Origin of the sequence: Microvirga subterranea, assembly GCF_003350535.1 — a bacterium.
GTDB classification, from domain to species: Bacteria; Pseudomonadota; Alphaproteobacteria; order Rhizobiales; family Beijerinckiaceae; genus Microvirga; species Microvirga subterranea.
Map to the genome: position 1 here is coordinate 153,151 of NZ_QQBB01000002.1, position 15,870 is coordinate 169,020.

At 58.1% G+C, this 15,870-nt stretch carries 14 protein-coding genes and 1 tRNA gene; 11 read left to right on the forward strand and 4 right to left on the reverse strand.

Features of this window, described 5'->3' with window-relative positions:
- Positions 1-51 precede the first annotated feature (51 nt).
- Entirely contained in the window at positions 52-1,614 is a 1,563-nt protein-coding gene (locus tag DES45_RS05460) for a 2-isopropylmalate synthase (protein WP_114768984.1), read from the forward strand.
- A 38-nt stretch (positions 1,615-1,652) separates the two neighbouring features.
- Here DES45_RS05460 and DES45_RS05465 read toward each other — a convergent pair whose 3' ends face one another.
- Complete coding sequence (locus DES45_RS05465) at positions 1,653-2,129, reverse strand: Lrp/AsnC family transcriptional regulator (RefSeq protein ID WP_114768985.1); 477 nt, start codon at positions 2,127-2,129, stop codon at positions 1,653-1,655.
- 120 nt (positions 2,130-2,249) lie between these two features.
- Between DES45_RS05465 and phhA the strand changes: the two genes are divergently transcribed.
- Complete coding sequence (gene phhA / locus DES45_RS05470) at positions 2,250-3,107, forward strand: phenylalanine 4-monooxygenase (protein WP_114768986.1); 858 nt, start codon at positions 2,250-2,252, stop codon at positions 3,105-3,107.
- A gap of 99 nt (positions 3,108-3,206) precedes the next feature.
- Positions 3,207-3,282: transfer RNA gene (locus DES45_RS05475), tRNA-Lys, on the forward strand.
- A gap of 178 nt (positions 3,283-3,460) precedes the next feature.
- Here DES45_RS05475 and DES45_RS05480 read toward each other — a convergent pair.
- The 3 genes from DES45_RS05480 to DES45_RS05490 form a co-directional block, all read right to left on the reverse strand.
- The gene (locus DES45_RS05480; protein WP_147282347.1) at positions 3,461-3,874 is read right to left on the reverse strand and encodes a hypothetical protein; all 414 of its coding nucleotides are present in this window, start codon (positions 3,872-3,874) and stop codon (positions 3,461-3,463) included.
- 93 nt (positions 3,875-3,967) lie between these two features.
- Positions 3,968-4,663, reverse strand: a complete 696-nt coding sequence (locus tag DES45_RS05485; protein ID WP_114768988.1) for a hypothetical protein — start codon at positions 4,661-4,663, stop codon at positions 3,968-3,970.
- 271 nt (positions 4,664-4,934) lie between these two features.
- The gene (locus tag DES45_RS05490) at positions 4,935-6,044 is read right to left on the reverse strand and encodes a hypothetical protein (protein WP_147282348.1); all 1,110 of its coding nucleotides are present in this window, start codon (positions 6,042-6,044) and stop codon (positions 4,935-4,937) included.
- Between the two features lie 188 nt (positions 6,045-6,232).
- On the opposite strand from DES45_RS05490, the gene DES45_RS05495 reads away from it, so the two are divergent.
- From DES45_RS05495 to DES45_RS05530, 8 genes are all read left to right on the forward strand, one after another.
- Positions 6,233-6,703, forward strand: coding sequence for a hypothetical protein (locus tag DES45_RS05495; protein WP_114768990.1), 471 nt, complete (start codon positions 6,233-6,235; stop codon positions 6,701-6,703).
- 356 nt (positions 6,704-7,059) lie between these two features.
- Positions 7,060-7,791 carry a LuxR C-terminal-related transcriptional regulator gene (locus DES45_RS05500; RefSeq protein ID WP_114768991.1) on the forward strand — a complete coding sequence of 244 codons (732 nt, stop codon included), beginning with the start codon at positions 7,060-7,062 and terminating at the stop codon, positions 7,789-7,791.
- A 587-nt stretch (positions 7,792-8,378) separates the two neighbouring features.
- Complete coding sequence (locus tag DES45_RS05505) at positions 8,379-8,894, forward strand: hypothetical protein (protein WP_147282349.1); 516 nt, start codon at positions 8,379-8,381, stop codon at positions 8,892-8,894.
- A 253-nt stretch (positions 8,895-9,147) separates the two neighbouring features.
- Entirely contained in the window at positions 9,148-9,462 is a 315-nt protein-coding gene (locus DES45_RS05510; RefSeq protein WP_147282350.1) for a hypothetical protein, read from the forward strand.
- A 217-nt stretch (positions 9,463-9,679) separates the two neighbouring features.
- Positions 9,680-9,949, forward strand: a complete 270-nt coding sequence (locus tag DES45_RS05515; RefSeq protein WP_114768994.1) for a hypothetical protein — start codon at positions 9,680-9,682, stop codon at positions 9,947-9,949.
- 335 nt (positions 9,950-10,284) lie between these two features.
- Positions 10,285-12,300, forward strand: a complete 2,016-nt coding sequence (locus DES45_RS05520; protein WP_114768995.1) for a calcium-binding protein — start codon at positions 10,285-10,287, stop codon at positions 12,298-12,300.
- 227 nt (positions 12,301-12,527) lie between these two features.
- Entirely contained in the window at positions 12,528-14,351 is a 1,824-nt protein-coding gene (locus DES45_RS05525) for a type I secretion system permease/ATPase (protein ID WP_114768996.1), read from the forward strand.
- 8 nt (positions 14,352-14,359) lie between these two features.
- Complete coding sequence (locus tag DES45_RS05530) at positions 14,360-15,733, forward strand: HlyD family type I secretion periplasmic adaptor subunit (protein ID WP_245429760.1); 1,374 nt, start codon at positions 14,360-14,362, stop codon at positions 15,731-15,733.
- Positions 15,734-15,870 lie beyond the last annotated feature (137 nt).

Sequence of the window (15,870 nt, forward strand, 5' to 3'; positions counted from 1 at the left end):
CAGGAACAACCTTGAGCGCAAAGCCCGCTCGCCCCGAGAAGGACTTGACCGATGACGACCCATACCGCCGGCTCCTCGAAGGACCGCGTTCTGATTTTCGACACCACCCTGCGCGACGGAGAACAGTGCCCCGGCGCGACAATGACGCTCGAGGAGAAGCTGGAGGTCGCCGATCTGCTCGACACGATGGGTGTCGACATCATCGAGGCCGGATTTCCGATTGCATCGAACGGCGATTTCGAGGCCGTGTCGCTCATCGCCAAGCGGGTGAAGAACGCGACGGTCGCGGGTCTCGCCCGCGCCATTTCCGCCGACATCGCCCGTGCGGGTGAGGCCGTGCGCCACGCAACGCGGCCGCGCATCCACACTTTCGTGTCGACGTCGCCGATCCATCTGGCGCATCAGATGCGCAAGTCCGAGGAGGAGGTGCTGGAAATCATCACCGCGACGGTGACCCAAGCGCGCAATCTCGTGGAGGACGTCGAGTGGTCCGCCATGGATGCGACCCGCACCTCGATCGAATATTTGTGCCGCTGCGTTGAGGCCGCCATCAAGGCAGGCGCCACCACGATCAATCTGCCGGACACCGTGGGCTACGCCACGCCGGACGAATACCGGGCCATGTTTCGCGCGGTGCGCGAGCGGGTGCCCAATGCCGATAAGGCAATCTTCTCCGCCCATTGCCACAACGACCTGGGTCTCGCGGTCGCGAACTCGCTGGCGGCGCTGGAGGGCGGCGCGCGCCAGATCGAATGCACACTCAACGGCATCGGTGAGCGCGCCGGCAACGCGGCTCTTGAAGAGGTCGTGATGGCGATCAAGACCCGCGGCGACGTGCTGCCTTACGAGACCGGGATCGAGACGGCCATGCTGACCCGCGCCTCGAAGCTGGCTTCCGCGGCGACTTCGTTCCCAGTGCAATACAACAAGGCCATTGTCGGCCGGAATGCCTTCGCGCATGAGAGCGGCATTCACCAGGACGGCATGTTGAAGAACGCCCAGACCTACGAGATCATGACGCCCGAGAGCGTCGGCGTCTCCAAGACGTCCCTGATCATGGGCAAGCACTCGGGTCGCGCGGCGTTCCGCAACAAGCTGGAGGAATTGGGCTACAAACTGTCCGACAACCAGTTCCAGGATGCCTTCGAGCGCTTCAAGGATCTGGCCGACCGCAAGAAGCATGTCTACGACGAGGACATCGAGGCGCTGGTCGACCAGAATATCGCCACTGCTCATGACCGCATCAAGCTGATGTCCCTCTCGGTCGTCGCCGGGACGCGCGGACCGCAGCGCGCGACCATGCGACTGCAGATCGACGGCAAGGCGGTCGTCGAGGAGCAGGAGGGCAACGGCCCGGTGGATGCCACCTTCAACGTCATCAAGGCCCTGGTGCCCCACGAGGCGACGTTGGAGCTCTATCAGGTGCATGCCGTGACCGAGGGTACCGACGCTCAGGCCGAGGTGTCCGTGCGGCTCTCCGCAGATGGGCGCAGCGTGACCTCCCGGGCAGCCGATCCGGATACGCTCGTGGCCTCTGCCCAAGCCTATCTCGGTGCGCTCAACAAGCTGATGAGCCGCGGGGCACGCCTCCACGCCCAATACGCGGCAGAGTGAAGCCCAGCAGGGCTCCCGCAGCCGTGGGAGCCCCCCCCTCAGGCGTGATCCGGGACTGGAACGGCGCCGGGCGGCTTGATGCTCGACAGGACGAAGCTTGAACGAACGTCCGCCACGCCGGGCAGGGTGAGCAGCCGGTTCATGGTGAACTCCCCGAAGCTTTCGATATCCTTGGCGACCGCATGGACGATCAGGTCCACCTCTCCGGCAAGGGCGTAGCAGGCGATCACCTCCTCATAGCCCTTCAGCCGCTCGACCAGCCTTGTGCGCCATCCGGGCTCCGACTGCTCCAGCTTGATGAACACGAAAGCCTCGACCTCGAGCCCCAGGGCCTTGCGGTTCACCATCGCCCGATAACCCTCGATCACCCCGTCGTCCTCAAGAGCCTTGAGGCGGCGCAGGCAAGGGGAGGCAGCCAGCCCGACCTTTTCGGCCAAAGCCGCATTGGTGATCCGCCCGTCGTTCTGGAGGACGCGCAGGATCCGGCGGTCGGAGGGGGTCAGGGGGCGGCGCAACAGAATTTTCCTTCCATAAGGTCACGATCTGATCTTTGCAGCCAGTATCATGGAACAAATTGGCGGATCATGACGATGATTGGGTGATATCCTAACCGAACACCAGCGGAGGAGAAGCCCATGAATTCCGCCACCGGCAGCGACGATCCGAGGGACTACCTCGTCTCTCAGGGTTTCGAGAACTACACCGAGACCGACCACGCGACCTGGCGCATATTGGCGAAGCGCCAGCGCGAAATCCTTCATGGCCGCATCGCCGACCAGTTCCTGGAAGGGCTCGACCGCCTCGGCATCGGCGAGGAGGGCATTCCCGACTTCCGGGTCATGAACCAGCGCCTTAAGGCCGCGACCGGGTGGGAAGTCGTCGCCGTGCCGGGCCTGATCCCCGATCTGGCCTTTTTCCGGCTCCTGGCGGATCGGAAGTTCCCGGCAGGCTTCTGGATCCGCAAGCCGGAGCAGATCGACTATATCGAGGAGCCGGACATCTTCCACGACGTGTTCGGGCACGTCCCTCTCATCATGCAGCCGATCTATGCCGACTATCTGGAGGCCTATGGCAAAGCCGGCCTCGTGGCGGCCGAGCACGGGGCTCTGAAGCGCCTGGCGCGGCTTTACTGGTACACTGTGGAATTCGGCCTCGCCCACACACCCGAAGGCCTGCGGATCGTCGGTGCCGGCATTGCCTCATCTCCCGGCGAGACGATTTTCTCCCTTGAGAGCCCATCGCCGAACCGGGTGGAATTCGACCTCGGGCGCGTCATGCGCACCCTCTATCGGATCGACGACTTCCAGGAGACCTATTTCGTCCTCGACGGTATCGAAGCTTGGCCTTCTCTCGATCTCGACCGTCTCATCCCGCTCTGGCTCGACCTGGAGGCTCAGGAGGACATTCAACCCGGCGAGCTGCAGCCCGACGACCGCATCGTGACGCGCGGCGACGGCAGCTACCATCTGGCAAAGGCGAAATCCGCAGCCTGAGGCGAAAAACCTCTCTGAACAGGGTAGACAGGGGCCGTGCGGTTTGTTACACGCACGGCCACTTCAGCGGAACAAACCGACTGAAGCCGCTTCGGCGACGGGTGATTAGCTCAGTTGGTAGAGCAGCTGACTCTTAATCAGCGGGTCGTAGGTTCGAGCCCTACATCACCCACCAATCTTCTCAAATCCAACATTGGATCCGCGGCTCCCTCTCGAGGGGGCTTGCGTGCTGCTGAGACAGAATTTCATCCTGCTCGCCCCCGGACAGGCTCTCATGCCTAGCGGGTTCTCTCTTCTGCGACCGCGCTGCGATGAACGCGCGGGCGGAGGTGACGTCGTGCTTGCTTCGCAAGCTATTCGAACCCCTTTGTCAGATGCAGAACGATGGCGGATTTGTCGTCTGATCCGAGACGTCGGCGACTTCGCTGAGGCTGGATCCCCCGCAACTGCAACTCGCCTTCGATGAGCCGGATCTTGTGCCTGAGGCGGCTGACTTCTCCGCGAAGGCGGCCGTGCTGCGACAGCAGTTCCCCATCCTTCCATTTCGCGAGAGGACGGGTGTCGATCAGGCGAATCTGGTCCTGAACGGCGCGGCGCAATTTGACAAGTGTCGTCGGACCAATGCCAGGCAGCGTGAGCCAGTATTCGTCGTGAATGCTGAGGACCTCGCGAATGGTCGGGCAGCGGCCTTGAAACTCAGCTTGAATCGAGTCGCGAACAGGCTTTGCAAAAACGCTTATCGGAAATGGATCATCCAATTTCATCATGCTCCCCCACCGGTACCAGATGGGCAGCCAAGGAACGACGACTCGAGTGCCAGCCGAGGTGAATTGGTCGGAGGCAAAGACGGGGAATTCGCGCTAGGCAATCTCGGTGACGGCGACGCCGCTGACGGCGGAAACAGTGTCGCTGACCGTCAAGACATCGAACTGAACGTCGGCGAGACTGCCATTTCCGTGAGCCTGCACATCCGCGTCGAAGGTGGATATGTTTCCGCCGACCGGCGATGGCTGGAGATAGCTGGGGCTTTCAACCGTATGGCTGATCTGAACGGGGCCCTTGGGAAGATCGATGCCTTCGATGTTGATCGCAAAAAAGAAGGTTCGGGACGTGTCGGTTGCATAGGATCCCCCGGACGATGTTGTTCCGCTGCCGGATGAAACATGGGTCAGATCGAACGAGAGATCCGCATTGGACGTCTGCACGGATGTGTTCGCATCTGCATATGACGATTCGCCCGTAGGGGACTGCGCAGTCGCGCTGAATTTCGTGAACCCGAAGCTCATTTGGATCGGGCCCTTGTCGAAGGAACGCGAGTAGATGTTGCCGCTCGTGGAGGTGTCTGTTCCGGCTGCGAGGGCGTCGCCACTGACGGCCGTCTGAAGGTAACCGTCTGCGGAAGTTTTCGTCGTGCCGCTGGTGGTGGGGGAGTGATAAGGATCAGATGTCGGAACGGCGGTCTTCTCGCTGACGGGAGTCGTGTCGCTCACGGTCTTCGCCGATAGCGAACCGAAGATCTTCGTGAATGGATTTGAAGCTACGCGAGCCTTAGCCATTGTGTCTCTCCCGCTATCGATTCTCTTAGCTATCCAACGAACCCGGGTAGCCAATCATGGGTGCAAGCAAAACAGAACAGACGCTTTGAGATGTTCCACCTTTGATTGATTCAATCTTACTTTTGGAGAGTCCACCTTTGTTGGGCAAACATTCGTCCTGCACAGCACCGGACATTCTCGCAAAAGGTATTGTAATCCGAGGGAAGCAATGGTGCCGAACAGCGTTGGCGGAATGCCGCCGAACTTGATGGGCTGCTTTGCAGAGGGATCTTCAACGATTTGCAGAAGCCACGCCGGATGCGCGGAGTTCAAGGATCCGCGCGAGCTTGTGAAGCTCCTGTGATTTTGATTGATCTCCGGTGATGCCACGGACCTGCCAACGATCCAGGATCGAGGGATCGAAAGTTTCGGCCAGCTGAGACGCCGCCTTCGCGCTTCCGAGGCTGACCGCCTTTTCGAGAACCAAACGGGCTCCGCTGATATCCCTGTTTTGAAGAAGCGCCTGCGCTCGATTTAGAAGCTGTTGTTCGGCATTTTGCTGAGCGTCGGCAGGCGGTTCGCGATTGCCAGGAGCGATCTGAGGCCTGATCTCTGGCACCTGTTTCCCGGCAGTCTCTGTCGCGATGGACGTGGGCAATATCAGCCTTTCGGTTGGACGTGGCTTTTCCTCTAGTCGCGCGTCTTGATCGATTGCTGGGGAGTGTAGGGTCCCGGACGTGCGACTGCGTTCCGCCTGTACGTTCGATGACGAAACCTCGAACTCCACCGTCCTCGCCGCTCGACTGGTCGAAGCGCTCGACCCGAATGACGCAGCCGATTGTTTCTCGATGGTGGCGGAGGAGGCCTCCATCCGACGCGACTCCGCATGCTCCTGCCTGCTTGAGAGAAGAGGCGGCACGAGGCTTACGAGCAGAGCTGCAACGGCGGATACTTGCGCCGCGACCAACAGGGATCCGACCCAGGCTCTCCGTCGAACGGATGCCGGCCGATCGGCGCCACCGTACTGTGGCTTGGAAGCGAACGGCTGAGCATCCCCGTCGGCGGGCTTTAGTTGGAATGATGAGCTCGGTTGCTCTTTCGAGCTGTTCGCCAAAAGGTTGGGTTTATCCGGTTCAACCGCATCCATGATGAAGGACAGGTTGTCTTCGATCTCGGACGCGAGAATATGCGCGAGTTCATCCTGAGCGGATTGGGACATGTCTTCCGCAAGCTGTCGAATGGAATTCACTGCTTGATCGAACCGCTCCTGCGAGGGGGGGATTGCATTGCGTTCGGACCGCTTGGTCCGTCTCGTGGCCTTTCGTGGACGCCGTTCGGGACGCGATGCAGTGGCCTTCATCGTGCGAATTGGATTGGCCGGTACATCCCGTGTGGACGACATCACAAGGCCCTCCAAGCACTTCTACCCACAGACAATGAGAGCCGAAATCGCCCGTAGCAATGCATCAGAAGACTTAGGCCGAGGCATTCACCGGAATAGGTACGTGAACGACGCTTCCAAAAACGTGATCGTATCAGTTAGCCTTAGGGCGTGCGAAGCGAGAACTTTGGAAACTGAGGGTGCGCCATATGAATATCGAAGCACAACTCGTTGAGACTATTTCGAGTGCGGTTCAGGACTTGGTACATGCGGTTCTGGCCCTTCCGTCCGCCGCGATCTTCGGAATTGCGGTTGTTCCCTTGTGCTTGGCCATCTTATCCCGGAACGTCGCGAGTGTGAGCGCTGCAGCTGCTATGAGCATGCTGTCCTATTCCGCTCTGATGAGTGGCAGTCATTCAAAGTCAGACGCCATCCTCGCCACAGCGATCTATATTGCTGCCCTCCTCGCAGGCCTTCTTGGACATGGCGAAGCACGACATGCACAACGCTTTGCAAGGACGAGCCAAGACATTGACCGGCTGAGGCTCGAAATGCACACCTTTCTCGAAGCCATTGATCAGCGGTCCCTTGCACTGGATCAGTTCACTCGCCGCGAAAGTCCATTCTCGCACAGCGAGCCTTCGGATCGAGCAAAGAACACCGAAAATGTCCAGGCTTGACGATAAAGATGAGTCAGGTGGAGATCGGTAAGTCGGTTACCTTCGATATGTCACCGGATCTATTTAGATGTCAGTTTTCCTAGTGATGTAAGAAAAACGTCTTAGACATTCCTGGTTCATGTAACAGTTAAACCAGGAGGAGTGTAAGCCCAAAGGAGTAATTGTTGAGGAATCCTAAGGCCAAATGCCTATAATAGGGTATTGCTACTTTCAGAGAAAAATTAAAAATTTATTAACATTGATTGATTCGAGCCTGATCTGTGTAACCAGTGTAAGTGATCTCAAAAGTTCAAGAGACGGTAAGCCTATTACGACGAAGTTCTAGCAAGTATTTTGTGCGGGATTGGAGGCACCAAATGAACGCCATTGCGGCCAATCAGCTCCAAGATGATGTCGTTCTCATCCTTGATACGATGAAACTGAGAAGTGCAGGCCTCGCCAGTCTTCTTGAGCCTTGGGCTCGGTTGATGGGTATGAAGCTGCAATGTGCTGGCTTGGAGTCTGTCGAACAGATAGGCAGCTGTAGAATGGTTGTCCTGAGCGTCGGGGGCAGCACTGTTTCCAATCCTGAGATATTAGATTGGATCAAGCATCTGAGAGCGAAGTGGCCCGAGACTGCACTTGTGGTGGTTTCCGATCGTGAGGACTCGAGTGAGGTCGCGCGTGCGTTCGGGGCAGGGGCAAACGGCTTCATCCCCACCAACTACGAGCCCGAAATCACGCGCCAAGCCCTTAGCTTCATCATAGGAGGCGGATCATTTTTCCCGCCTACAATTCTTACGGATCTTCCGACCCATTCGGACATCATGCTGGAGACAACGAACAGGCGAGCCCAATCTGGAGAGCCGGGAGAGGCGCGTTTGATCAATGGCTTCACTCCTCGACAACAGGAAGTTCTCGAACTTCTACGGCGGGGAGACTCCAACAAAGTGATTGGTCGGCGCCTTTCGATGACTGAAGCTACCGTGAAGGTGCATGTTCGTCAGATCATGCGCAAGCTGGGCGCGTCCAATCGCACGCAAGCTGCTCTCATCTGTTCATCCGAGAGCCACCAGGCCGCCCATCTCTTTCCGACCCCTCAAAAGTAGCGCCTATGCTACGCGGAGAGGATTCCAACGATTGCGTCGAAATCTGATTGTTTGATCGCTGTCTTCAACGTCTTCTACGCGACCTCCGAAACATAACTTTTGTCCCTGTCCAAGCCTTGTATTGTGGCAGGCACGAATGCGAGCGGTCACACGCTCGACGATAAGTCGCTTCCGAGGGGGGACGTGTATCTTTAGCGGCCGGATCGTCTCTTAGGCGACTCGCGTACCCTCAAAAGGCATGGATCCGTCGATAGTTGAACCACTGATAATGCCTATTCTGCTTCATCATTGAATCTGCTCTCTTAGAACGATGCCGCCTCTGCCTATGCGTTGACTCGCAGCCGGTGTGGTGCAGGTGGCTTCATGAATCCTTCGATTCAGCATCGTCGGCACGTCCGACGCCTATGATGAGCGAGGCCACCATGTTCTATTCTTCCTTCACGACAGACAGTTCGATCAACGCACTCCTGGCAACATCGACTGGGAGCCTTCTGATGAGTGCGTCCTCCATATCTAGCAGCTATGAGCCATCGGCCGTTGGAACGACTTCCAGTTCTCCGTTCCTCCCAAGCAATGATGCGGGGCCGATGCAGACCTTCATCGGTGGGGATGCGCTCGCCGTCGGAGACGATACAACTGCGAGCGGTGACATCGACGTTCAGTCGATGAGCAGCGGCCCACTTCAACTTAGTGGTGGCATCGCATCCTTTAGTGCCGCTGCTCAGTCAGCTGACGGCGATCCAGTTTATGCTGACGCCAACACATACGCCGGAGCTGAGGGAGCCGATATTGTCCTGGCTCCGACAATCGTATCTTCCGGAGGCGACGACACTTACATGGCGGAGACGTCACAGACTTTCCTGCTGGCCGCCAATATCGACGGGTTCGACCTACCGGGAGGAACGCTTATCATTGATCCGACGCTCGAGAATGACGGATTAGGCGGCGGAGGGGCACCACTTATCGGCGGCAACTTGGCAACATTCGACGCAGACGCGAACGCGCAAGGGAACTACACGCTGGTCGACGTCCAGTACGATGTGTTGACCGTCGATAATCAACTCTCGGCCGTCAGCGGCATTGTGATCACCGAGGTCGCATAGCTCGGGATCTGACTTCGAAAATTAGGCCCCCGTGCTGCAACGCAGCGCGGGCGGCTGCTGCGTGATTGCAGGGCGCATTCCATCTTTCGCTTCTTTGCCATGCGACGAAGACGTATGATCAAATCGCCGGATATAACCGCTATACGTCATTGGTTCACTCATCCTCTTGTTCGGTTGTTGGCTCAACTTGACCTAGACTAGCTTGGTTTGGCCGGCAGAGAGCTGGCTGTACAAGCGAATGATGGAGGCTTCCATGTCTGGTGATCACGGTGGGTACAATAGTGATATCTGCCTCGATATCTCCGCGACGGCTGATCTGAGCCTTGAGGTAGACGTCGACCTCTCGCTCGATATCAACGCCAATCTCAATTATGATGCGGTCTACGTTGATCATGTGATCTCCGACTGCGTCGATCTTAACGCCAATACTGCCTATCTCGACGGTTCGGCTGATGCCTTCGGCGACAACTCCCTTGTGAACGTCGAATTCGATGTCGTGACGACCGACTGCCTGTCGAGCGTCAGCGTCAGCGTGGTTTCGGCTGTTGATGACGATAGGTATTGGTAGTCCTTGCCACAAGGGATAGGTGGCGGTGGCAGCTCTTTTGCTGCCACCGCTACTTACGTTCTTAGAGTTGGCTGAGAACGGTTTTCTCCATCAGCATCTACATCTACGCCGTTGGTTCATCCAACTTGATGCGCGATTGTTCCTGGAGTCTCGGTAGATCTAAATTGCGAGAGCCAATGATGGCTATCTATTCGTAAGCGAACCGACGGGGTTTCTCATGCTTGCTCTAAACCTTACATCCATGGTTGATCTGGCACTCGATCTCGACGTCGATCTCGGGATCGACCTCAATCTCAATACGAACCTTGATAATGTATTTGTTAATCACGTTATCTCGGACTTCGTAGACCTCAGTGCGAATACTGCATATTTGCGTGGGTCGGCCGATGCCTTCGGTGAGAACACGCTGGTGAACGTCGAGTTCGATGTCGTAACGACCGACAATCTGTCGAGCATTAGCGTCAGTGTCGTTTCGGTGTCAGATTGACTAAATGCACTCCCTCTGGAGGCGGCGGATGCCGAAGGGTATCCGCCGCCTTCGCTATTCTGCAGCGCTCTTTCTCTCCTCCCTCACTTCAGTCCAGGCAGGAGGCAGAGCCGTGGGTCCATCGAGCCTTGGGAGATCCCGATCACCACCGCCATTAGGTGAATATCTTTTGGTTCAGATCGCATAATGCTGGCACCGCCGAAGGATATCGACCCATCGCGTCGTTGTATTCAGGTCCCTCGCCGATACCATGACCTTCGAGAAACAATAGACGTTCAACCCAGACCGGATCGGCACCAGCTCGGGCGGGTTCAGCGCAAGGAAGGACCAGGGTCATGGCATTCAATGAAACCAAAACGCTCACCTCCGGCGCCGATTTCTATCGCGAAACGCGAGCTGGCAGCTATCGGATCCTCGGCGGTGACGGCAACGATAACATCACGGTTTCCGTATCGAGAATGACGACGACCCCGGATGCCGGGGACGAACTCGACGGTGGCAATGGAAACGACACCATCACCGCGGGGGCGACCGACGATACCTTGATCGGCGGACTGGGTGCCGACATTCTCAGGGCTAGCGACGGCAACGACGTTGTCGACGGTGGTGACGGGAATGACATTCTCGATGGCGGAAACGGGAATGACACACTCAAGGGCGGCGCTGGCACCGACACGTTTTTGGCTGGGTCGGGAAACGACTCGATGGAGGGGGGCGACGGAGCGGATACCTTCTCGGCTGGCCTCGGTGACGACACCGCCGAAGGTGGTGCGGGGAACGATACCATGATTGGGGGAGCTGGACAGGACTCTCTTTCCGGAGGTGCCGACAACGATGATATCAGCGGCGGCGACGACGACGACATTCTTGCCGGCGGCGCAGGCGCCGACAAATTGAGCGGCGGGAGCGGCTTCGATACGGCTGATTACAGGGGCTCGGGATTCGCCGTCACAATTCACCTGAGCGCCGACTCGACGACTCCTGGAACGGGCAGCGGAGGCGATGCCGAAGGTGACACGCTGAGTTCGATCGAGCGTGTCTACGGCTCCACGAAAGACGATTCTCTCTACGGCAGTACATCTGTCGATGTCCTGGACGGATGGACCGGGAACGATACGCTGGTCGGCGGCGGCGGGGCGGATTATCTGCTCGGCAATGGCGGGTTCGACACTGCCGACTATTCCGCCTCCGGCGCAGCCGTGAGCATCGTCTTGAACTCCGATCAGGCATTGTTCGGCACCGGCAGCGGAGGAGATGCCGAAGGCGATCAGCTGAACAGCGTCGAAAGGGTAATCGGATCTCTTTTCAACGATACGCTGACCGGTGGTACGGGACCGGAGTGGCTTGAGGGAAATGACGGGGCAGATACGATTTCGTTGAACTCAGGCAACGACACCGCTCTCGGTGGACGCGGGGACGATACTCTGTTGGGTGGCGACGGGAACGACAATTTGGCCGGTGGCGCCGGCGCTGACAGCATCGACGGTGGAACTGGCATTGACACCGCAAATTACACTGATTTTGCGATTGCGCTTACAGTTGATCTGGCTGCTGGCACATCTTCCGATGGCGACATCTTGAACAACATCGAAAATATTGCTGGAGGTAGCGGTGCCGATACACTGATCGGAAACGCTCTTGCCAACACGTTCTCCGGCGGGGCCGGAAACGACACGTTCGTCGGCGGCGCCGGCGCAGACACATTCATAGGTGGCGCCGATATCGATACGGTAGATTACTCTATGCTTACGGGCGGCGGTATCAACATGCAGCTGACATCCACGCCGGGCGTGTTTCTCATTGCACAAACGGGTGGAACTGATGCGCAAGGCGACATTCTGAGCGAGGTGGAGAATGTCATTGGTTCCGCATTCACGGACACGCTGAATGGAGGCCCAGGTGCCAATAAGCTGGTCAGCGGGGCCGGGAACGACATCATGCGAGGCGGCAGCGGTGCAGACCTACTTGTAGGAAACGGCGACACCTTCCCCGGAGGATTCCGTCAGCTCATTGGAGATGGGATAACCGATGGAGGCACGCGAGGCATTGACACCTTTAGGAGTCTCGACGGCTGGAACCTTATTAACGGATGGGAAACCGGCGAACGGATCGAGATTGATGGCATCGCAAAAGACGCGGCAGGCAGGAACCTCATCAGTGTAACCACCTTCAGCGGTAACTATTGCTTGAGGATCATATCGGACGCCAACCCCGCAGGGACTACTCAAGTGGGTGATCATGAGACGTGGGTTGTACTTGGTTCGACGAGCGCCATAACTGGCACTCAAGCGACTGCTCTGGCAAATCAGGTCCTAGCTTACGTCTTTGTTGATCCAAATTTGATTGCCTAGCTGCGCTCGTAAACTAACGAAGACTTGTATCAAGCGACGCCGTGTCGGCCGTTTAAGATCACCCGCCGACAATTAGGCCGGCGGGCAGCTGGGGAGATCAGGAGCAAGGTCGCGGGTGCTCTGTCCTAGAGTACGCTTCCCGTGCCGCGTCCTAGTTATGCTGAAAGCCCATTTTGGATCAGCATTCACATCGCTCTCCGTCAAATTTGGACCTTGAGGGAAATCGTATGGTACCGCAGGTAAGGAATGCTCATCCATTCCGGCGTGAAACGGAATTCGACAAGGCGCTATCCGCGTGCTGGTCGGCGTTCTGGATCCTCGCGCTGTTCAGCTTCGCGATCAACATCCTGCTGATGACGCAGCCACTCTACATGCTGCAAGTTTATGACCGCGTTCTGAGCACCGGACACGTCGAGACGCTCATCATGCTCACTGCCATCGCTGGTGGAGCGCTCCTGCTTCTTGGAACCCTGGACATGTTGCGCGCAGCCGTAACTGTGCGGATGGGCTGCTGGCTCAATGATCGACTGGGACCGGTCTATCTCGCAGCAGGGGTGCGGGCGCGGCTGCAGGGAGAAAATGTCGGGGCGCAACCGCTCCGGGACCTCAACCAGGTTCAGAACTTCGTCGCATCGCAGGGGCTTACGGTGTTCTTCGATGCACCGTGGGCTCCTGTTTTCATTGTTCTCATTTGGCTTCTCCATCCCATGCTCGGGATGCTCGCACTCGTGTCAGCTGTCGTGCTCCTTGGATTGACGATCGCGAACGACTTGCTCACTCGCAAATCCAACCTGACGGCCAATGTCGCGCAGATCTCCGCGACGCAGCAGGCGGAGGCTGCGATCCGCAATGCGGAGGTCGTTTATGCCATGGGGATGCTGCCTGCCGTCTTGCAGCGGTGGCAGGAGAGCAACGCGTCGGCCCAGAGAGCGGTCCGGTCGTCCGCAGAGCTGGGAGGCATTCTCACCGGTCTGACAAAGTTCGTCCGCTTCTTCGTGCAGGTTGCGGTACTTGGTCTAGGGGCATGGCTCGTGCTCCAGTCCGAATTGACGGCCGGCGGAATGATCGCATCGTCGATCCTGTTGGGGCGAGCGCTTGCTCCCGTGGAATTGGCGATGTCGGTCTGGCGTAATTTCTCGGCAGCCCGCATCTCCTATTCGCGCCTGAAGTCGTATCTTCAAAACTTTCCGGAGCAGACCGAGCGTACGCGCCTCCCGACGCCCGTCGGCAACCTGACGGTCGACAATCTGACCTACGTTCTGCCGCAGGATCGGCGTCCGATCCTGCGGCAGATTTCGTTCAAAGTTCAGCCTGGGGAGGCCGTCGCCGTCATCGGCCCCTCAGCAGGCGGGAAGAGCACCCTGTGCCGAATGATCGTCGGCTTGGCGATTCCCTCCGCCGGTCATATTCGTCTCGACGGCTCGCGGATCGACCATTGGGATCCGGATCAGCTCGGGCAGTACATAGGCTATCTCCCGCAGGACGTGGAGCTCTTCTCCGGCACAGTGCGGGAGAACATCGCCCGTCTCGGGCCGGCTGATGATGAATCAGTCATCGGGGCTGCGATGCTGGCGCACGCGCACGAGCTCATTCAGCATCTTCCGGATGGGTACGATACGCAAATCGGAGACGGTGGTGCGCGGCTCTCGGGCGGGCAGCGCCAGCGGATCGGGCTGGCGCGGGCAGTCTATGGAAATCCGCGTTTAGTCATTCTCGACGAGCCCAACGCTAACCTCGATCAAGCCGGAGAATCGGCTTTGGCTGCTACCTTGAATCTGCTGAAGCAGCAAGGCACTGCTTTGATCATCGTCGGACATCGCCCCTCGACGCTCGCACAAGCCGACAAGATCTTGTTGCTGAAGGACGGAGCGGTTGAACTCTTCGGACCCCGTGAAAAGGTGCTGCAGACCCTTCGGGAGATCGCCGCAAACAATGGCAAAAACGGCGCCGTTCCTATCCAAAGGCCCTCTTCAATGCCCCAGTCCGATCATCAGAATCCAAGGGAAAACGCCGGATCTGAGCAAAAGATCGCCGCTGCCGAGAACTCTTGATGTGAGGCATGTCATCCATGAGTCCTACTAGAGCCTTAACGGTCATTGAAGGCGGAGCGAATGCTCCGCAGGTCAGAAACGACGGTGTGGCCTTGCGGCGGGGACTGAGCGGTCCCGTGCGGATTGGCCTTGTGGTCATCGGTGTCTTCCTCGTCGGCTTCGGCGCTTGGGCCGCTATCGTGCCTCTCGCAGGCGGCGCTGTTGCACCAGCCATCATCAGCCCCGACGGAAGCCGCAAGACCGTCCAGCATCTCGAGGGTGGTATCATCGCCAAAGTGCGTGTTCGCGATGGCGATGTCGTTCATGCAGGCCAGCCGCTCGTAGTTCTCGACAACATTCAGCCTAAAGCCAATTATGAGACCCTTCTCACTCAATACGAGACCCTGCTGACAATGCGGGCGCGCCTTCTGGCAGAAAAGGCCGGCCAAGACGCGATGGAGATACCTGCGGAGTTGAGAGACAAGGCGAACGACCCCGGCCTGCGCGCCCTGTTCGACGGGCAGAGACAGCTTCTGAGAACGAGGTATCAAATGCACATCTCGAGGCAACGTGTACTCAAGCAGCGGATCGAGCAGTTCGAGGAACAGATCGGGGCCCTCAATGCTCAGGTCGAAAGCACGACGCAACAGATTGCGCTCATCCAGGAAGAGCTTGAAGGTAAGGAGCAGCTTCAGCGGAAGGGAATTCTGCCCAAGCCGGAATTGCTACGCCTTCAGCGCATGCATGCAGAGCTTCTGGGACGTCGCGGCGAGTACGTAGGCTCTATTGCGAAGACCAAGCAGCAGATCGGTGAGACGGAACTCCAGGTTCTGGCGCTCGATGCCGAGCGCATGGACAAGATTGCCGAACAGCTCGATCAGGTTCGTGTGGACCTTTCTACAACTAACGAGCGGCTCTTCGCGAGCAAGGATGTTCTTAACCGGACCGTTCTGACCGCCCCAGTGAGCGGGACCGTCGTCAACCTTCGCTTTAAGACCGAGGGCGGCGTCGTTCAGAAGGGAGAGCCGATCCTCGATATCGTTCCGTTGGACGACGTGCTTCTCATCGACGCCCGTGTGTCGCCCAATGATATCGACATCGTGCACAATGGGCTGCCGGCTCAGGTTCATCTCCTGGCCTATTCGAGCCGCACGGCGCCGCGAATTTCCGGCACGGTTCGTTCAGTCTCCGCTGATCGTCTGCTGGACGATAATACGCGCCAGCCCTATTATCTCGCCCGCGTCGAAGTCGATCGGGAGGAGTTGAAGCGCATTGCTCCCGAAGTGGATCTCGTCCCGGGAATGCCGGCGGAGGTTCTCATTGTGGCGGGCGAACGGACGCTCGTTCAGTATCTCTTCAAGCCTTTCATTGATGCACTTCGTCGCAGCTTCAGAGAGAGCTGACCGAAAGCAGTTCCGGCCAGGTATCCTTCGGAGCATAGCCTGAAGATGGAAGCTTATCCTTAAGGGCACATCTCACGTCGTAGCAGATCCCTTCAAAAGGGCTAAATTGGATCATAAGAGGATCCACGCGGCGGCTC

What these genes read in the sequence shown, in the direction of transcription:
- DES45_RS05500 (WP_114768991.1), top strand. Translation starts at nt 7,060, where the DNA reads ATGAACGCCATTGCGGCCAATCAGCTCCAAGATGATGTCGTTCTCATC.
- DES45_RS05510 (WP_147282350.1), top strand. Translation starts at nt 9,148, where the DNA reads ATGTCTGGTGATCACGGTGGGTACAATAGTGATATCTGCCTCGATATC.
- DES45_RS05485 (WP_114768988.1), bottom strand. Translation starts at nt 4,663, where the DNA reads ATGGCTAAGGCTCGCGTAGCTTCAAATCCATTCACGAAGATCTTCGGT.
- DES45_RS05525 (WP_114768996.1), top strand. Translation starts at nt 12,528, where the DNA reads ATGGTACCGCAGGTAAGGAATGCTCATCCATTCCGGCGTGAAACGGAA.
- DES45_RS05515 (WP_114768994.1), top strand. Translation starts at nt 9,680, where the DNA reads ATGCTTGCTCTAAACCTTACATCCATGGTTGATCTGGCACTCGATCTC.
- DES45_RS05460 (WP_114768984.1), top strand. Translation starts at nt 52, where the DNA reads ATGACGACCCATACCGCCGGCTCCTCGAAGGACCGCGTTCTGATTTTC.
- DES45_RS05495 (WP_114768990.1), top strand. Translation starts at nt 6,233, where the DNA reads ATGAATATCGAAGCACAACTCGTTGAGACTATTTCGAGTGCGGTTCAG.
- DES45_RS05480 (WP_147282347.1), bottom strand. Translation starts at nt 3,874, where the DNA reads ATGATGAAATTGGATGATCCATTTCCGATAAGCGTTTTTGCAAAGCCT.
- DES45_RS05490 (WP_147282348.1), bottom strand. Translation starts at nt 6,044, where the DNA reads ATGTCGTCCACACGGGATGTACCGGCCAATCCAATTCGCACGATGAAG.
- DES45_RS05505 (WP_147282349.1), top strand. Translation starts at nt 8,379, where the DNA reads ATGCAGACCTTCATCGGTGGGGATGCGCTCGCCGTCGGAGACGATACA.
- phhA (WP_114768986.1), top strand. Translation starts at nt 2,250, where the DNA reads ATGAATTCCGCCACCGGCAGCGACGATCCGAGGGACTACCTCGTCTCT.
- DES45_RS05520 (WP_114768995.1), top strand. Translation starts at nt 10,285, where the DNA reads ATGGCATTCAATGAAACCAAAACGCTCACCTCCGGCGCCGATTTCTAT.
- DES45_RS05530 (WP_245429760.1), top strand. Translation starts at nt 14,360, where the DNA reads ATGTCATCCATGAGTCCTACTAGAGCCTTAACGGTCATTGAAGGCGGA.